This window comes from Paenalcaligenes sp. DL 463, assembly GCF_057475185.1.
Genome location: NZ_JBYBKX010000001.1, coordinates 564,059 through 580,775 on the forward strand (window position 1 = coordinate 564,059; position 16,717 = coordinate 580,775).

Genomic DNA, 16,717 nt, shown 5'->3' on the forward strand with positions numbered 1-16,717 from the left:
ATGTACCTACAAGATAGGGGCGCGCAGCCCGTCGATCATGACTTGGTTACTGCCTTTAGAGCAACGTTCAATGCGTGCCTCTACGCCATAGCCAGCGGCCAGCGACTCAGGTGTGATCACTTCGTCTGGTGTGCCTTCGCCTAAGAGCTCGCCTTTTTTGATGAGCACAGCGTAATCACTATGGCGTAAGGCCACATTTAAGTCGTGCAGCACGATCAATGTGGTTAAACCATGTTGATAGGTTTCCTGACGCAGTAAGTCCATGACATGAAACTGATAGTTCAAATCCAGTGCAGAAAGCGGTTCATCCAGCAGTAAGAGTCGAGGCCGACGGATCAAGGCTTGCGCGAGACCTACCAGTTGTTTTTGCCCCCCCGATAGCTGGTCTAAGTAGTGCATGGCAAGGTGTTCAATGCCCAGCCGTTCTAAAAGCTCAAGGATGGCACTATCACTGACGGCCTGAGATTCGGGTGCTAACGCCGAGGCTTTGGCTGCCACCAACACTGACTCAAACACACGTAAGTGGACGGCAGCCGGTAGAGATTGGGGCAGATAAACCACGTGCTGAGCACGTTGTTCGAAGTTAACGTTATTCAGGTTGGTATCGTTCAAAATAATGTCGCCCTGCTTAAGCTTCAACAAGCCAGCTAGCGCTTTAAGCAAGGTCGATTTACCACTGCCGTTGGGCCCAAGTAGTGAGATCACCTGCCCGCTTTTCAAGGGCTGCAGGCTGAGGTCGCGAACGATAGTTTGCTTGCCATAGGCAAGGCTTAAGTTTTTAACTTCTAACATATCAACTACTTAGTTTGGCGGCGCAGCACCACCATTAAGAAAAATGGCACGCCAACCAGTGAGGTGACGATTCCTACTGGAATAATAATGCCGGGCGCAATGTTTTTAGAGGCGATGGAGGCAAGCGAGAGAATTAGCGCCCCGATGAGCGCACTGCCTGGCAAGTAAAAACGGTGATCTTCGCCAAATAAACGTCGTGCGATATGGGGTGCGATTAAGCCGATAAAGCTGATGGTGCCCACAAATGACACGGCAAGAGCCGCCATGAAACTGATGCGCAGTAACGACGTTAACCGTAAGCGCTGAACATTAATACCGAAGCTGAACGCGCGGTCTTCGCCTAGACGAAGGGCGGTCAGTTTCCACGAGTCGCGTATGGCGAGCGGCAAAATAAGCAGTACCGCTAAAAACATGACCCCGACCTTAGGCCATGTGGCGCGAGATAAACTGCCCATGGTCCAGAAGACCAAGGATTGCAGGTCTTCAGCGCTGGCAATGAATTGCATTAACGACACTAAGGCATTGAAGGAGAACACCAGCGCAATGCCAAATAGCACCAAACCCGAACTGCTCATTGAGCCCCAACGGGCCACAGCGTCAAGTAATAGCGCTGAAAACAGTGCAAACATGAAGGCATTGGTCGCAACCATCCATGAATGGGGTATTCCGGGCAGCGATAAATTAAGAATGATGGCGAGCGAAGCCCCGAAAGCCGCGGCAGACGAGATGCCCAAGGTAAAGGGGCTAGCCAGTGGGTTATTTAAGATCGTTTGCATTTCTGCGCCCGCTAACCCTAAGCCTAGACCGATGGCCACGGCCATCATCGAGTAGGGAAGGCGTAGTTGCCACACAATGACACTGGTGGTGTTCTGTTCGCCCATGGGGCTAATCAGTGCTTGCCATAACTCTTTCCAACTGAGGGCCGAAGGGCCTAGCGTGAAGTCGGCCAAGGTGGACAGAACAATGGCAAATACCAAAGCCGCCATCAGTAGCCATCGATACTGCACAAGTTCGTGGTAACGGCTGGCTGCGGATTGAGAAGAGTCAATAGAAAGCATTAAGGACTTAAATGAGAACTGTTTACAAAAATAAGAGTATAGTGGATTGATTACCCAACCGTGCGTAAAGATAGAGCATTGTTGTCATGAATTATGTACGTTTTGAACTGAAAGCCGCTCAAGGGCTGATTTTTAGAATCAATCTGGCTTGGCCGCAGTGTGTTCCTCCCGCTAAAGGATGGCCCGTCTCGTATGTGTTAGATCAGAACGAGTTCTGGACGGCATTAAGCGTTACCCAAGATCAAGCGGCACCCTATGTATTGCGAGGTGATGCGGAAGGGGTGGTGGTCGGAATTGGTGTTTCAACGCCCGCGCAACGTAAGTACGTGTATACCCCGCTTATTGATCCCAACTACTCGGCGACACTTCAGCCAGAAGGCTCGGGCGGCTATGCGTTATTGGCGGAGGCGTTGGTCGGTGAGCTATTGCCGATGGTAGAGCAGATGCTGCCCATCAATCCGTCCAAACGAACGCTGTGCGGTCACTCTTTAGCTGGTTTGTTCGTGAGTCACCATATGTTGACCGACGTGATTCGTTTCAATCGTTATATTATTTCTAGCCCGTCGGTGTGGTGGGCTGATTTTTATTTGTTGGTCCATGCATCGCAGTGTTTAAGCGCGCGGCGCGTGCGCATGCAGTCAGAGGTGTATTTAACGGTGGGGCAGTATGAGCAAGGAGCAAGTCCTCGCGATTTGAGCCTACCGCTTGAGGCGCAGCAGTGCAATGAGCAACGCCGCCAGCAACGAAAAATGGTCACGGGGGCAGAGCAGTTAGCCCGTATCTTGCGTACATATCCGTGCTTTACGGTGCATTTTGGTGTGATTGACGACGCTGATCATGGCAGCGCATCAACGGTAGCGTGGCAACGTGCGTTTCGTTAGGCTGAATGGTCGGATATCGATCATTGGCCATACAGGCGACGCAGAAAAAAGGTAAAATACAAGATTGCCCCGTCTAACGTTTGCGGGGCTATTTTATTTTTGATAACGGTGTCCAAAACTGTGGCACCACCCCATTTTCGTAATGGGACTAATCTGTATTCGGAGTCCACCATGTCTGGCCCTATGCTTTACGAGCGCACGATTGCTTTAAATAAAGCTGATCACCATGATTTAAAAATTGATATTAACGAGAACCACTATCAATTTGCGCGTACGACGAACGCGATGCCGTTATCGATTAGCGAATTCGCTGACGCCTCACGCCATTATCCGGTTGTGTTCATACAAAGCGAAGAAAATCAGTTTCACGTTGTGGCGCTAATGGGCTTAGAGCATGCGACCAACCTTTTTGTGTCGCCGGATGGGGCCTGGAGCCCAGAGACGTACATCCCCGGTTTTGCTAAGCGCTACCCTTTTATCTTAGGTACGACAGAAGATAAAAACGCGTTGGCGGTTTATGTGGATGAGACCTATCCGGGCTTAGGGAAAACAGAAGGCTTGGCCTTTTTTGAAAACGGGGAAGAGTCTGCCTACTTAAAACAGTTGATGGAGTTCTTGCGCGTTTATCAAAACGAGATCGCTGTAAGTCAGCAGTTTGCCAGCCGTTTATACAAAATGGGCTTACTTGAGCCACGCTCGATTACCGTTACCCAAGAGGGTGAAGAAAAAGTTCTTAGCGGTTTCTGGGTGGTGAACGATGAAAAATTCGGTAAGTTAGACGATAAAATGGTGGTTGAAATGTTCCACAATGGCGCCTTAAGCTTAATCGAGCTGCACCGTGCGTCGTTGGGCAATATACAGAATATGGCTCGTCGCGCAGAACGCCTACTGGCGAAGTAACTGCTGTGAGGCGCGTTGGGTCGGTTTGATCCGCTTATAAAACCATGTCTTTAGCCAGTCTAATGACATGGTTTTTTGTTTGCGCTATACAAGTCTGGGCTTAACGGCCAAAATAAGTTTATGACACCTACTTCCGCCATCGCACGATTTATTCCAAAAAACATACAGCCCACGCCTGAGCAGGCGGCCATTCAACTGTCGCAACGTCGAATCAGCTTAGTGCATGCGAATGCGGGCGCGGCAAAAACAACGACCTTGGCTTTGCGCATCGCGGAAGCGCTGGCACGTGGATTAGCGCCAACAAAGGTGTTGGCGTTGGTGTTTACGGATGAAGCCAAAGACGTATTGCGTGAACGACTGCTGCAAATTGGTGTGCTTCCCTACCAACTACGTCAGTTACGTATACGTAGCTTTGAGGGCTTTGCGATTGAGGAATTAGCTAAACGGGAAGACACGTCCGTTGCGTCTTACCGTCGCGCCGACGAGTTGCGTCCCTTTGTGCTTGAAGCGATTAAGCGGGTAAGCACCAAATATTCGCATCGTTATCCTTACCTCGATATTCGCACGCATCAGGTGGCGATAAGTCAGTTCATCGATTGCCAGCAGCGGCTTAAAGCGTCGATGTTATTGGAAACTGAAGAGTTAGGGCTAGAGCTAGAAGATATCGCGATTAATGCGAAAGCAACGCTAACCGATTACCTAACTGCCATCGAATACGAAGCATTGCGTAACGATAGTTATGAAGGGGTGGTTTTTAGGGGGCCGTATGACGCGACCTATGATCTCGCTAAAGGCCTTAATCAAGAGCCCTACTGGCACGAGATTTTGCCCGAGTACCGTTTGATCGTGGTAGATGAGTTACACGATTTGAACGAGGCCTCTTTTTGTATTTTATGTGCCTTACTGGAAAAGGGGGACGTGTACTTTGTGGGGGCGGGCGATAAAGATCAGGTCATACATAGCGAGTTGGGGGCGGATGAAGGTTTTTTACTTGAGCGGTTTAAGCAGCGCTATGACCATGCACGTTCGTTTCCTCTGACGCAAACCTATCGACATGGTCCGCACTTGGCTTTTGCGGTTGAGCACTTTAAGAATAAGTTGGTCAGCTCGGCGCTGGCAGAGCGCACGCAAATAGCACCATTTTATTATGATCATGCTGATTTAAATGCCGGGGCAGATGCCTGCTTGCAGGCCATTAAAGCGTGGACGGATGCCGGCAATAATTTAAACGAATGCACCATTTTATTAAGGGATGTGCATCAGTCTGTCGCCATAGAAAGTGCACTGCTGGCGCGACGTGTTCCCTATGTGGTGCAAGGGTTTAGGCCTTACTTAATGCGGCGTGAAATTACGTTTATCCGAGGCTTGATGGCCTTGGCGCTATCGGCCTTAGGTGAAATTCCGCAGCCGAGTTTACGCCGTGAAATCGTCAGTGCTTTGGCTTTTTTTGCTGAGTTAAGCCTTTCGGATGACGATTTAAGCTCAGCGCAAGCAGATATCGCTGAGCACCCCGAGATGCTGTCTTTCTTTTTTAGTGGCCAAATTCTTCGCACAGCGCCCGAGTTGCCGGCTCAACGTATGAATCAAGCGGTGGAACATTTGCGTGAACAGGCGCAAGGAGCGCCCGCCCACGAGGTGTTACAGCATATCGTTGATATTCTGGATTTGTCGGCGTTGGCACAACGACTATTTGTGCACGAACAACACGCGTTGGTTATTAGCCGTTCTATTGCCGAGCTTATTCGTGTGGCCCAGTTACAGCAATTAAGTGTGCAAGCCTTTTATCGTTGGTTGATCGGTTTGGATACGTTGGTTGAGCCGTCGAATCCGTACGGGCAGGCGGTGCGCATAGCGCGTATCTCCAGCGCTAAGGGTAAAGAATACCCACACGTTATTTTGCCTTATCTGCAAAAAGATGAGTTTCCGCTCAATGCGTTGACCACGGTAGAAGAAGAAAACTTGTTTTACGTTGCGGTGACACGCACACAAGTGCGCTTGAGCTTACTGGCGCCTAAGGATGAGGCATGGCGTAGTTCTTTCGTGGCGCGTTTGGGTATAGAGCAAACTCAAGATCGGGCCGATCAAACGGTGGTCGCGAATCGTACACGAGTTGATGCGCAGCCTTATGTACAGGCCATGGCTGAATCGGGATCCACTCGCTTTACGGTGCGTGATCCGTCTCCCTCCGCAAGCGGTGCTCGCGTTGACCTCGACGTACCCTTTGCAGAGAAAGATCAGGCTAAAGCATTGGGGGCTAGATGGGATCCGGCGGTGAAGCGATGGTACGTGCCTGCCGGTGTGGATGCTGAAGCCTTTGAGCCTTGGTGGCCTCGTCGTTAACCCCTTAAATCGTAGGCGATATTTTTTAAGTTGTTCTAGATAGGCTGAATGATATTCAGCCTATTTTTTTGCCTAAGGCTGACATAAAAGTCAGTTTTATGTCAGTTACTTAAGTAAATTTAATGCTCGCTAATACCGATTATTCGTACTATCCCTAATATTTTTAAGTCGGGAATAAATAGATACTGACTCATATGTCAGTTTAAGGTTCGAAGAAATGAAAGACGATAAACAGGATTATGGATCGCGTGTGATCACTCCAGAAGGTGGCGCAAGTTATTGGCAGCCTGTGCCTGCTAATGGGTTTGTGCGCACGCTTTTTAATGCCAAACAGTTGGGTGCGCACACCGCGTTTTCTGCGGGTACGCAAACCATCGACCCCGGAAGCTTTGTTCGAGAGCATATGCACGATGCGCATGAAGAGCTGATTTACATCGTTGAAGGTGAGGGCACGGTGGTGCTGGACGGTGTTGAGCATGCGTTAGCGCCCGGTGCCTCCCTTTTTCTGGCTCGTAACAGCACGCATAAATTTCTGAATCCGGGGCCGGGGCCACTTTCGTTTTTCTGGGTGTTGATGCCGGGTGGGCTCGATGATTTTTTCCGTCAAATAGGTCGTCCTCGTTCGGCAGGTGAACCGGCTCCAGCCCCATTCCCTCGTCCCGAAAACATCGCGGAAATTGAGGCCAATACGGTCTTTGGTTGGACTATGAAGTAAACGATTTCATTTAGAACAAAGGATTAGCCTGTGTACATAGAAGAAAGAGACTACCGGATTAAGCCGGGGTTGGTGAATCAGTTTGTAGCGACGTACGAAGCGCACGGCTTAGCACTGCAGAAACAGTATCTGGGTAACTTTCTTGGCTACTTTATTTCAGAGGTGGGCGAGTTAAATCACGTAGTGGCGCTGTGGAGTTACGACAGCCTAGACGAACGAGATCGTGCCAGAACGGCCATGATGGCCGATAAAGAGTGGTTGAAATATCTGGATATGGTCACTGATCTTATTGATACCCAGAACACTCGCATCTTAAAACCGGTTAGTTTTTCCCCTATTCGATAATTGACGCACATGAAAAATATAGGAATTATCGGCAGCGGGCTAATTGGTTCGTCGTGGGCCTTGTTGTTTGCAAGGGCAGGATTGAATGTTGCGCTGTATGACGAAGAGCCTGAGCATCTGGACAATGCCCAACGTAGCATTGCCGAAGCGATCCATCATTCACGTGTCTTGCTACGCGAGGGCGAGGACGTAAACACGCTATTAGCGCGTATCACCTTTGTGAACACGCTTGAAGCAGCTGTGCTGGATGCGAACTATATACAAGAAGCCATTTATGAGCGTCTCGATATCAAAGAGCAGCTTTTTGCTCGCCTTGATGAGTTAGCGCCTAAAGAGACAATCTTAGCCAGCTCTACCTCTACCTTTGGAGCGTCTGAGTTTACGGAGAAGCTGAAAGGGCGTGACCGCTGTGTCGTGGCGCACCCAATGACACCACCCCATTTGATGCCAGTGGTGGAAGTTGTCGCTTCGCAGTGGACCTCCGATGCGGTGTTGGCGAGTACTAACGCCTTAATGCTCCGTGTAGGACAAGTGCCGGTGCGAGTAAAACAGGAGGTGCCCGGTTTTGTGCTTAACAGGTTGCAAGGCGCCATGTTAACGGAAATGTTTGAGCTGATTTCGGCAGACGTGATTAGTGCCTCTGACGCTGACCTCATTATCAGTCAAGGGCTAGGGTTGCGCTGGGCCACCTTGGGGCCGATCGAAGGGGTGGATTTGAATGCGCCCACCGGCGTTGAGGGTTATTTAGAGCGCTATGGCCACATTTTTAATGATATGGCGGCGGAAAAAGGCTTACCTCCACCCGTGAACGCTAATTTGATTCAACGCCTACATCAAGAGATGCGTGCGCAGCTACGTGTAGATCAGCTTGATGCTAAGCGTGGTTGGCGGGATGAAACCATTGCTACGATTCTGCTCCAGATGCAGGGAGCAAAAGGACATAAACCATGCTCTTTATAAAGATTGTCGATCGGCTAAATGGCTTGATACGTTGGGTGCTCGCTGCATTGCTGGTAGGGATGACGGTGTGCACGCTTTGGCAAGTGATTGTTCGATTCTTACTCGGTGCCTTTGACATTAATGTCTCGGCGCCGTGGACGGAAGAGCTGGCGCGTTACATGATGATTTGGGTCATTTTCTTAGGTGCAGCGGTGGCATGTAGAAAAGCACAACTTATCTCCTTAGATATCGTGGTGCACAGTGTCCCTCAGCGCTTAGGGCGGGGCCTTCGTTATTTGTCCTTGCTGATTTGTTTCGCTTTCTTCGGGCTGATGTTTAATTTGGGCATGCAGTTTCTGGAGTTTGGTGCGATTGAGTCTAGCCCCGTATTGTCTTTACCTAAGAATTGGGTGTATGTGTCGATGCCTATCGGTTTTGCGTTAATGATCCTCAACACGGTGGCCTTGATGGTGGAAGCCTACTGCACGCGTACGGATATCCGTTTTGCTGGTCAAAGTTTAGGGCAGGAGTAATTATGGCTTCAGGAATTGTTTATTTATTGTTGCTGTTCCTTATCAGTGTACCGGTCTCGTTAAGTCTAGGGATTGCCCCGCTTCCCGCACTACTCGACAAAGGCATACCGCTAATTTCAGTGCCGCAAACCATGTTTGAAGCCATGGACTCATTTGCACTGATGGCGATTCCTTACTTTGTGTTAGCGGGGCGACTCATGCAAACCGGCGGCATCGCGTCGCGGCTAATTGATTTAGGGATGGCCTTAATTGGCTGGGTCAAGGGGGGGTTGGGTGCTGCGGCGGTACTAACTACGATGTTTTTTTCCACCATTAGTGGTTCGTCTTCCGCAACGACTGCCGCTATCGGGGGAGTGATGATTCCTGAGATGGAGCGGAATAAATACCCACGTTCGTTTTCCGCATCCGTCATTGCAGCCTCTGGCGAATTAGGTGTGATTCTACCTCCCTCGGTACCGATGATTATCTATGCCATGCTAACCGGAACATCGGTTGCCCAAATGTTCATGGCTGGCATTGTTCCGGGGTTGATGATCGGTGGTTCATTGATGTTGACCATCATTATTTGGTCGTCGATCAAAGGTTATGGTACTGCACAGCCTGTGACGATGGTCGAGTGGCTGGCGGGCGTGGGCAAGGCAACCAAAGCGGCCTCGCTGTCATTGCTGATGCCGGTTATTATTTTGGGCGGTATTTACGGCGGATTGTTTACTGCAACCGAAGCGGCTGTGGTTGCCGTGGCTTATGCCTTTATCGTTGGCACATTTATTTATAAGGAAATTCGCATCCGTGATTTACCGCGAATTTTTTGGGATTCGGCCACTACATCGGCCATTGTGCTGCTAATTGTAGGGTTTGCCGCTGTCTTTGCGTATGCCTTATCACTGTATCAAGCCCCCCAAAAGGTAGCGGCGTTATTGCTGGGGGTGTCCGATAACCCCTATGTTTTCCTATTGGTGGTGAATATCGCGCTGCTTATTATCGGCTTGTTCATGGAAACCTTTGCAGCCATTTTAATTCTTGCCCCTGTTCTCGCTCCTGTTGCCGTGAGCTTAGGCATTGACCCTGTGCATTTTGGGTTGGTGGTTATTGTGAACTTGGCGGTAGGTATGGTGACACCGCCCGTGGGCGTTAACCTTTTCCTGATTTGTGGCATCGCTAATATCAGCATGGAAAAACTGATGCGTCCTTTGAGTATTTTCTTGGCCGTTTTGTTCGTTAATCTACTTTTGATTACGTATGTACCGCTGCTCATTGCAGACTTTTTATAAAAAATGAGAGAAATTGGAGACCTTATGAAAACCACAGTTAATGCCTTATTAGGGGCATCGTTATTGACGTTGTCGATGGGCCTACAAGCCAAAACCATCGAGATCAATATTGGTCATGCGTTAAGTGAAAACAGTTCCTATCAAGTCGCGGGTCATCATTTTGCGAAGTTGATGGATGAGAAAACCGATGGCCAAGTTAAAGTGACCATGTTTCCCTCCGGAAGCTTAGGGGGCGAATTAAAGCTGGTACAGGGCGTGCGCACTGGTGTGGTTGATGCCTTGATCGTAGGCCAGCCTTCCTTAGAGAATACCGTACGCGAGTATCGGGTTTTGTCTCTGCCGTACTTATTTGATAATTACGAGCAAGCCAACACGATCATGCAGGGCGAGGTAGGCGATAAACTGCTTGATGAGCTTGATAAATATGGCATGAAAGGGTTGGGTTGGGGAGCCATTTATGCGCGCAGCATGGCCTCAATGAAACCCATTAAAAATCTGAGCGACATGCAGAACTTAAAAGTGCGTGTTATTCAGTCTCCTGGTTACGTAGAAGCGTACAAAGCGCTGGGCTCGCAGCCTACACCGACTGCCTATGCCGAGCTCTTTATGTCGCTACAGAATGGTGTCGTCGATGCGGCGGAGCTTAGCCCAGATCAAACCGTGGGCGATGGCTTTGCAGAAGCGATTAAGCACTACTCGGTAACAGAGGTTCATCAGCTACCAAGCTTGTTTATCATCTCTAAAGCGAAATTCGAGAGTTACCCAGAAAACGTGCAAGAGGCGATTGTCGAAGCGGGTAAAGATGCGATGCGTGTGGCCGTTGATTATCAGAACCAGAAAATCGTCGAAGCTTTTAACACGATGCAAGAGCATGGTGTGCAAATCGAGCGCCCTGATTTGACGAATTTCCGTGCCGAAGCACGAGCTGCTTGGGATACCATTACGAAATCTGCTCCGGGCGGTGAAGAGTTCGTGCAACAAATCGAAGCTGCTAGACAGTAAAGGCTTTAGGCAATGACTCCTTTCCAGATCCCGCTTGATGATGGTGCAGTACTGGTTGGTGAAACCATAGGCCAAGGCGCACCGGTGCTGTTGATTAGTGGTTTAGGTGGTACCTCGGCCTTTTGGAAAGGGGTCAGCTTTGATCACGATAAAGTTCAGTTGATACGTTTTGATCAACGTGGCATTGGACGCTCGTCCCGGGGTGAGACGCCCCTTAGCATCGAGCGACTGGCTGCCGATTGTATTGACGTTTTGTCGCACTTGAATGTAGGGGCCGTTCATTGTGTGGGCCATTCAACGGGGGGCTGCATCGCGCAGTCGCTCGCGCTGACGTACCCAGAAAGAATCGCCTCATTAGTGTTAAGTGGAACATGGGCTGGGCCTAACGAGTATATGCAAACCTTATTCGAGTATCGTTCTCGGCTATTGCGCAATGACGCGGCGCTTTACGAGCAGCAAGGATTGTATCTGTCGTATCCGCCTGATTACCTATGGAACCAGCCCCCTTCTTTTTTTGCAGGTAACGCCTCAGTCTGGTCTGAGCAGCGTAAGCAGATTGTGCAAGAGCGCATTGCGGCATTGCTGCGCTTTGATGCACGCCCTGATTTGGGGGCGCTACGTATTCCTACGCTGGTATTAAGTGCTGCCGACGATGCGGTAGTGCCCGCACCGTTACAACTCGAGCTGCAGCAGCGAATTGCGCAAGCCGAGTTTCAGCAATGGCGTACCGGTGGACATTTTTTTCCTTTGACGCTGTCATCGGCCTATAACGAGGCCTTGGCGACGTGGTTGAATGGTTTATAAACACATGACATATCGCATTGCTTTTATTGGACTTGGCGCAATTGGCCAAGATGTACTGAGCGAGTTACAGCCTTTATTTGGGCAGTTGCAGGCTGAAGTGTCGGTGCTTCGTCGTAAAGACACGGGCACCGAAATCGAGCTAGGCCCAGAGATTAACGAGTGCGCTGATATCGAAGAGCTGTTGGCGTTAAAGCCCAATCTGGTCATTGAGGCGGCCTCTCAAGAGGTGGTGAAGCAGCACGTGCCCGCTTGTTTGCGCCAAGGCATGACTGTTGTGGTGACCTCGGTGGGGGCGCTGGCTGATGAGGCGCTTTTAGCGAATTTAATCGAGCTGGCTCACACCCATAAAGGGCGAGTGATTGTGCCTTCCGGAGCAGTAGGTGGACTTGATTACATTCAGTCGGTACGTAGTGCACCAGATTTGAACGTCACCTACGAATCGCGTAAACCTGTGCAGGCATGGCTTCCCGAATTGCAAGCTTTAGCGATTGATGCCAACTCGGTAACGGAAGAGCTGCTGCTTTTTGAAGGTAATGCGGCGCAGGCGGCCTTGCGTTATCCAAAGAATTTAAATGTGGCTGCTACCATCGCTTTAGCGGGGGTAGGAATGGAAAATACACACGTCAAAGTGATTGTTGACCCAGCCCTGACTAAAAACAAACATGTGATTGCAGTCAGTAGTCAGTTTGGGGAGATGAGACTAGAGCTTATGAACACCCCCTCACCAGCGAACCCGAAGTCATCGTGGATTGTGGCGCAAAGTATTAGCAGTGTGATTAAACGAGAGTTTGCTTCGTTACAGTTACGCTAAAAGGATGGGTCTACATTGGTATACAAACAGTCTCGCTTGCTTGCCAATGTAGAATGGGTGCAGAGAAGGCGACTGCTATAATTTCGCCTTAATCCTTTTGTATTCCCCGCTTCCAAAGAATGAAAAAAAATTTAAGCGAACAGTTACCCATGCGCGAGCGAATCAAAGAGGTGGCTACACGGATGCTAATTGCCCATGGTAGCGCTGGATTTCGCTTTCAACAGATTGCCCAAGAGCTGAGCTGTACGCGGGGTAACGTTCATTACCATTATCGGCACAAACACCAGCTGATCGAAGAGGTGACCATCGAGTATTGCCAACGCACGATCGGACATTTCGATCAGATTTGGCTGTCAGACTTCACCTTAAGCGAGAAAATACACCAGAGCATGCAATTTAATCGCTCTCGGTATCTGGTGTTTAACCCCAGTGGCAATACCAGCTATCCCTGGAGCTTGATTGCTCGCATGCGATCGGAAAGAGATCAAATTTCGCCTATCGCGCGCGAAGCCGTGACTCTTTACACGAATAAGCTGCAGTTCTGTATCAACTCCGGCATGCGCCAGGCTGTAGATCGCGGAGAGCTTTTGCCCGAAACCCCCGTTGAGACGGTGGCATGGCTACTGATTGAAATGGCCAATAGCGCGGACCCTATTACCCGGGATGCAGGAAGCTTTGATCGCTTGCGTATGATGTACGAGGCCTTTGAGCGTTTGATTTACGATGCTTACGGTGTGGCTCAGCCTAGTCGAGGCTGAAGAATAACGTCATTGGCATGGCTCAATTGTTCGGGGCGCATACCCAACCACGAGTTCAGTCCCAGCTGTTGCGCGGCTGAGCCCAGACGTAAGCCCTGAACTTCTGTTTTATGAAGTACCAGCTGTAAGTCCCAGTCCAGCTCGATCCCCGAATACAGCTTTACCCATTCAATTACCTGTAGGTAGGCACGTTGTTGAGGCAGGAAAGATTGAAATTGACGGTGGCTTAATGGCCCAAAAATAAGACGAAACTTATATTGAGCGCTATAGGTTTTACGGCCTAGGGGGGCAAGTTCATTCAGGGGTTGCCGTTGACCTAAGCGTAGTTGCTGAGTTTGAGGCAACGTAATCCATTGCGGTATGTGTTGAGCCACTTGCACGGCAACCCCAAAAAAGTGTTGAAGAATTTGCTGTAATCCTTCTCCACAGCGTCTGGAGTTGGTCAGTAAGCCTGCATAGTAAAGGCGAGCATGGGGGGCAATCAGCGGTTTGCTTTGTGCGCTGGTTGAGCAAGGTAAGTCTTGATGGCTCAGGCTTGCGCCATAACGGCTAAATGGCTCATCGTGACGATCCAGGCTGACGGCGTTTTGATGATTTGCCCACGCACGGTAAAACAAACTAATCAAACGATGGTGAAACACATCAGTAAAGGCCGTCAAGCTTTGGTCGCGCTGCTGGTGTAGGCGTTCGTGTGCGTACTCAGTCAGGTGCAGGGGCAGTGGTCCATTTGGACCAAAAAGGCCAAAACTAGCGATGTGGATACTGGGTTTTGCCGAGTCCTGATACCGTATTGCACGGATCGTAGAGGGAGCAAAAGCCAGCGAGGGCAGTTGTCCTAATCGTAAGGGCTCATGCTGCGGTAAGACGTTATGTCCCAACGGACGAGGCAGCGCATACGAGGATTCTAAGCGCCGCAGTAAGGCATACAGATCGTGCTCGTAAGGTCGCTGTTCGAGCTGCTGCCATAAGCGTGTTAAGTGTGTTTGGGTATCCATAGACACGCTAGTCTAGTGAGCCAATGTGAAAGAGATTTGAAAACCCAGCCTTAGTAGGCAATTGTTACATGGCGATTAATGCCATTGTCACAGAGCATTCTTAGAATTCACCTGTTCGAGTTCACAGGGGGTCAGGGATGAATCGGGTCGTGACGGCGCACAGTAGCTTAGGGGCAGGGCTGTTGTTCAAACAGCTCATTGGTAAAGAAAGTCTCTCTGAAGTCTACGAGTTTGAGGTGGAGCTATTGAGCGAAGATGCCTCGATTGAGGCTAAGGCGTTATTAGGCCAAAGCTTTAGCCTTGAAATCGACGTGGATGGTTTGCAGAAGCGCTACTTAAATGGCGATGTGATCAGTTTTAGCTATATAGGCCAAGAGCTGGGCGGCAGGCGTCTTGCTAGATATCGTGCTCAAGTACGTCCTTGGTTGTGGTACTTGAGCCGTAATCGTGACTGCAAAATCTACCAAAATATGACCGTGGTGGATATTCTTGACGAGGTTTTAGGCTCTTATCCCGGCTACAGTTTTAGTAAACGATTAAGCGCTAGTTACAGCCCTTACGAGTTTTGTGTTCAGTATGAAGAGAGTGACTTGGATTTTATCCAGCGCTTGATGGAACAAGAGGGCATTTATTACTACTTTGAGCACCACGTGGATCGGCATGTGCTGGTGTTATGTGATGACGTAAGCGCGCACGATATGTTGCCGCAGCAGCCCTATATTCCCTATTTCCCGCAAGATGCCAACACGCTTGTCACTGAGCAAAGTATCAGCGCATGGCGCAGTCATCAGCAGTTGCAAGGCGTGGAGTATGTGGTGGATGACTATGACTTTAAAAAGTCAGCCGCCAGTTTGCGTCAACAACGTCGTGTCCCTTATTCCATTGAACAGGCTAATCGAGAAGTCTACGATTGGCAGGCGGGTTATGTCGACCCAGACCAAGGGGAGCATTACGTGCGTGTGCGTGTTGAAGAGGCGCACTCAGCATCAAGCCGTATCGAAGGTGAGGCCAATGTGCGTGCGTTGGCGCCTGGCTATGTGTTTGGTTTAAAGCACAGCCCGAGACTCGTTGATCTAAAAGATTATTTAATTGTATCGGTGCACTACTACCTAACCGAGGCGGGCTATTTTTCGGGCGACGCCGGTGGCGTGGGGGAATACCGTTTTGAGTTTACGGCTCAAGATGTGCAGGTTCCTTACCGAGCCCCCTTGGTGACGCCCCGACCTAAAACGAATGGGCCGCAAACGGCCGTGGTGACCGGTCCAGCCGGTTCTGAGGTTTATACCGATGAGTATCAACGCATTAAAGTGCACTTCCGGTGGGATCGTTATGCTCAGTTCGATGAAAACGCATCGTGCTGGATCCGAGTGTCGAATGATTCGGCAGGGGCGGGTTTTGGTTCAGTGATGGCACCGCGCATTGGCCAAGAAGTGATTGTGGACTTCATTGGTGGCAATCCAGATCGGCCTGTTGTGACGGGCAGGGTCTACAACGATAAGCAGCAACCGGGCTTTACGCCATCACCCACGCAGTCTGGCTTTATCAGTCGCTCGTTTGGGGGAGGCAGTGCAGCCAATGCGAACCATTTACTGTTTGACGATGCCGCGGGTAACGAGCAAGTTCACCTTCATGCCGAGCGCAACTACACTAATAGTGTGGAGTTATCGACCTTAGAAAGCGTAGGCGTGGATCATCACCATACGGTAGGAAACAATCACACCATTTTGGTGGGGGTGGATAGCCATCTTGACGTGGGCAGTAACTCCACCATTAAGATTGGAACTGACTTAGATACGACCATCGGTGTGAATGAAATCCGCAACGTGGGTGGCACACAAGAGGTGACCGTGGGCGCGGCAGCCACACACACGTACGAGGATAGTTTCAAGAAGACGGTGTTTTCTGCTGCCACTTATCAATATGACACCACACGCGATGTGACGGTGGACGGGCTGGTAACTGACACGTTTACGGCGGGACAGACCCAAGAGATTACGGGGGCGGTCGCTCGAAATATTGATGGCACCTTAACAGAGACGACGACAGGCAACGCGTCGTATACCTATAACTCGGATTATTACCAGAAAGTAACGGGCACGGTTACGACTGAGCACGAGTCATCCACGTTCAATGTATTTAACGCCCCCACGCTTCAAACGTACAACGCGTTGGTGTTCGAGCTGGCACCCATCGCTAAGTTAACGTTTGGTGGCATTGATACCAAAGTGATGGCGAATGTGAATAACCTTTTTGCTGCCAAATTCGAATGGGTGGGTGTAGAAAAGAAACTCGTGGGCAGCGTGAGTCAGATCAAGGCTGCCAAATTAGAAGCCGCTGCGAAAGCACATGAATATCAGATGATCAAGACTAAGGCCAATGTGGCCGTTCGCAGCATTATCGGTATTAAGCAGTCACAAAAAGGCATGCAGTCAGAAATGACGGGGCTAAAAAAACAAGTGGCTGGCTTAGACAGCCGAGTGAACGGTTTGACCTCCATTGGGTAATTGTTTAGCGGTTGCGATGAATAAGAGTGGGGCGATATGAGTGCATTGTCGGCGTGTGTCACGAAAATA

At 49.9% G+C, this 16,717-nt stretch carries 16 protein-coding genes; 13 read left to right on the forward strand and 3 right to left on the reverse strand.

Annotated elements, in window-relative coordinates:
- Positions 1–6: 6 nt before the first annotated feature.
- Both AC2UZI_RS02610 and AC2UZI_RS02615 read right to left on the reverse strand, forming a co-directional pair.
- Positions 7–792 (reverse strand): ABC transporter ATP-binding protein, encoded by a 786-nt coding sequence (locus AC2UZI_RS02610; RefSeq protein ID WP_486942270.1) that lies wholly within the window; start codon positions 790–792, stop codon positions 7–9.
- Positions 793–797: 5 nt separating this feature from the next.
- Positions 798–1,850: a FecCD family ABC transporter permease gene (locus AC2UZI_RS02615; protein ID WP_486942271.1), complete on the reverse strand. Its 1,053-nt coding sequence runs from the start codon at positions 1,848–1,850 to the stop codon at positions 798–800.
- Between the two features lie 86 nt (positions 1,851–1,936).
- Between AC2UZI_RS02615 and AC2UZI_RS02620 the strand changes: the two genes are divergently transcribed.
- From AC2UZI_RS02620 to AC2UZI_RS02675, 12 genes are all read left to right on the forward strand, one after another.
- Positions 1,937–2,731 (forward strand): alpha/beta hydrolase, encoded by a 795-nt coding sequence (locus AC2UZI_RS02620; RefSeq protein WP_486942272.1) that lies wholly within the window; start codon positions 1,937–1,939, stop codon positions 2,729–2,731.
- A 171-nt stretch (positions 2,732–2,902) separates the two neighbouring features.
- Positions 2,903–3,631 (forward strand): SapC family protein, encoded by a 729-nt coding sequence (locus AC2UZI_RS02625; RefSeq protein ID WP_486942273.1) that lies wholly within the window; start codon positions 2,903–2,905, stop codon positions 3,629–3,631.
- A 120-nt stretch (positions 3,632–3,751) separates the two neighbouring features.
- Positions 3,752–5,971: a DUF5710 domain-containing protein gene (locus AC2UZI_RS02630; RefSeq protein WP_486942274.1), complete on the forward strand. Its 2,220-nt coding sequence runs from the start codon at positions 3,752–3,754 to the stop codon at positions 5,969–5,971.
- 217 nt (positions 5,972–6,188) lie between these two features.
- Positions 6,189–6,686 (forward strand): cupin domain-containing protein, encoded by a 498-nt coding sequence (locus AC2UZI_RS02635; protein WP_486942275.1) that lies wholly within the window; start codon positions 6,189–6,191, stop codon positions 6,684–6,686.
- Positions 6,687–6,716: 30 nt separating this feature from the next.
- Entirely contained in the window at positions 6,717–7,031 is a 315-nt protein-coding gene (locus AC2UZI_RS02640) for an NIPSNAP family protein (protein ID WP_486942276.1), read from the forward strand.
- Between the two features lie 9 nt (positions 7,032–7,040).
- The gene (locus AC2UZI_RS02645; RefSeq protein ID WP_486942277.1) at positions 7,041–7,991 is read left to right on the forward strand and encodes a 3-hydroxyacyl-CoA dehydrogenase; all 951 of its coding nucleotides are present in this window, start codon (positions 7,041–7,043) and stop codon (positions 7,989–7,991) included.
- The gene (locus tag AC2UZI_RS02650; protein WP_486942278.1) at positions 7,979–8,503 is read left to right on the forward strand and encodes a TRAP transporter small permease; all 525 of its coding nucleotides are present in this window, start codon (positions 7,979–7,981) and stop codon (positions 8,501–8,503) included. Before AC2UZI_RS02645 ends, AC2UZI_RS02650 begins: the two co-directional genes overlap by 13 nt.
- 2 nt (positions 8,504–8,505) lie before the next feature.
- Complete coding sequence (locus tag AC2UZI_RS02655; protein ID WP_486942279.1) at positions 8,506–9,774, forward strand: TRAP transporter large permease; 1,269 nt, start codon at positions 8,506–8,508, stop codon at positions 9,772–9,774.
- Between the two features lie 24 nt (positions 9,775–9,798).
- Positions 9,799–10,776: a TRAP transporter substrate-binding protein gene (locus tag AC2UZI_RS02660; protein ID WP_486942280.1), complete on the forward strand. Its 978-nt coding sequence runs from the start codon at positions 9,799–9,801 to the stop codon at positions 10,774–10,776.
- A 12-nt stretch (positions 10,777–10,788) separates the two neighbouring features.
- Positions 10,789–11,580 (forward strand): alpha/beta fold hydrolase, encoded by a 792-nt coding sequence (locus AC2UZI_RS02665; RefSeq protein WP_486942281.1) that lies wholly within the window; start codon positions 10,789–10,791, stop codon positions 11,578–11,580.
- A gap of 4 nt (positions 11,581–11,584) precedes the next feature.
- On the forward strand, positions 11,585–12,391 hold the full coding sequence (locus AC2UZI_RS02670) for an aspartate dehydrogenase (protein ID WP_486942282.1): 807 nt from the start codon (positions 11,585–11,587) through the stop codon (positions 12,389–12,391).
- A 119-nt stretch (positions 12,392–12,510) separates the two neighbouring features.
- On the forward strand, positions 12,511–13,149 hold the full coding sequence (locus tag AC2UZI_RS02675) for a TetR/AcrR family transcriptional regulator (RefSeq protein ID WP_486942283.1): 639 nt from the start codon (positions 12,511–12,513) through the stop codon (positions 13,147–13,149).
- On the opposite strand, the gene tssG is transcribed toward AC2UZI_RS02675, so the two are convergent.
- Positions 13,131–14,144 carry a type VI secretion system baseplate subunit TssG gene (gene tssG, locus AC2UZI_RS02680; protein ID WP_486942284.1) on the reverse strand — a complete coding sequence of 338 codons (1,014 nt, stop codon included), beginning with the start codon at positions 14,142–14,144 and terminating at the stop codon, positions 13,131–13,133. The genes AC2UZI_RS02675 and tssG overlap by 19 nt on opposite strands.
- 137 nt (positions 14,145–14,281) lie before the next feature.
- Between tssG and AC2UZI_RS02685 the strand changes: the two genes are divergently transcribed.
- The gene (locus AC2UZI_RS02685) at positions 14,282–16,648 is read left to right on the forward strand and encodes a type VI secretion system Vgr family protein (RefSeq protein WP_486942285.1); all 2,367 of its coding nucleotides are present in this window, start codon (positions 14,282–14,284) and stop codon (positions 16,646–16,648) included.
- The last annotated feature ends 69 nt before the right edge of the window (positions 16,649–16,717 follow it).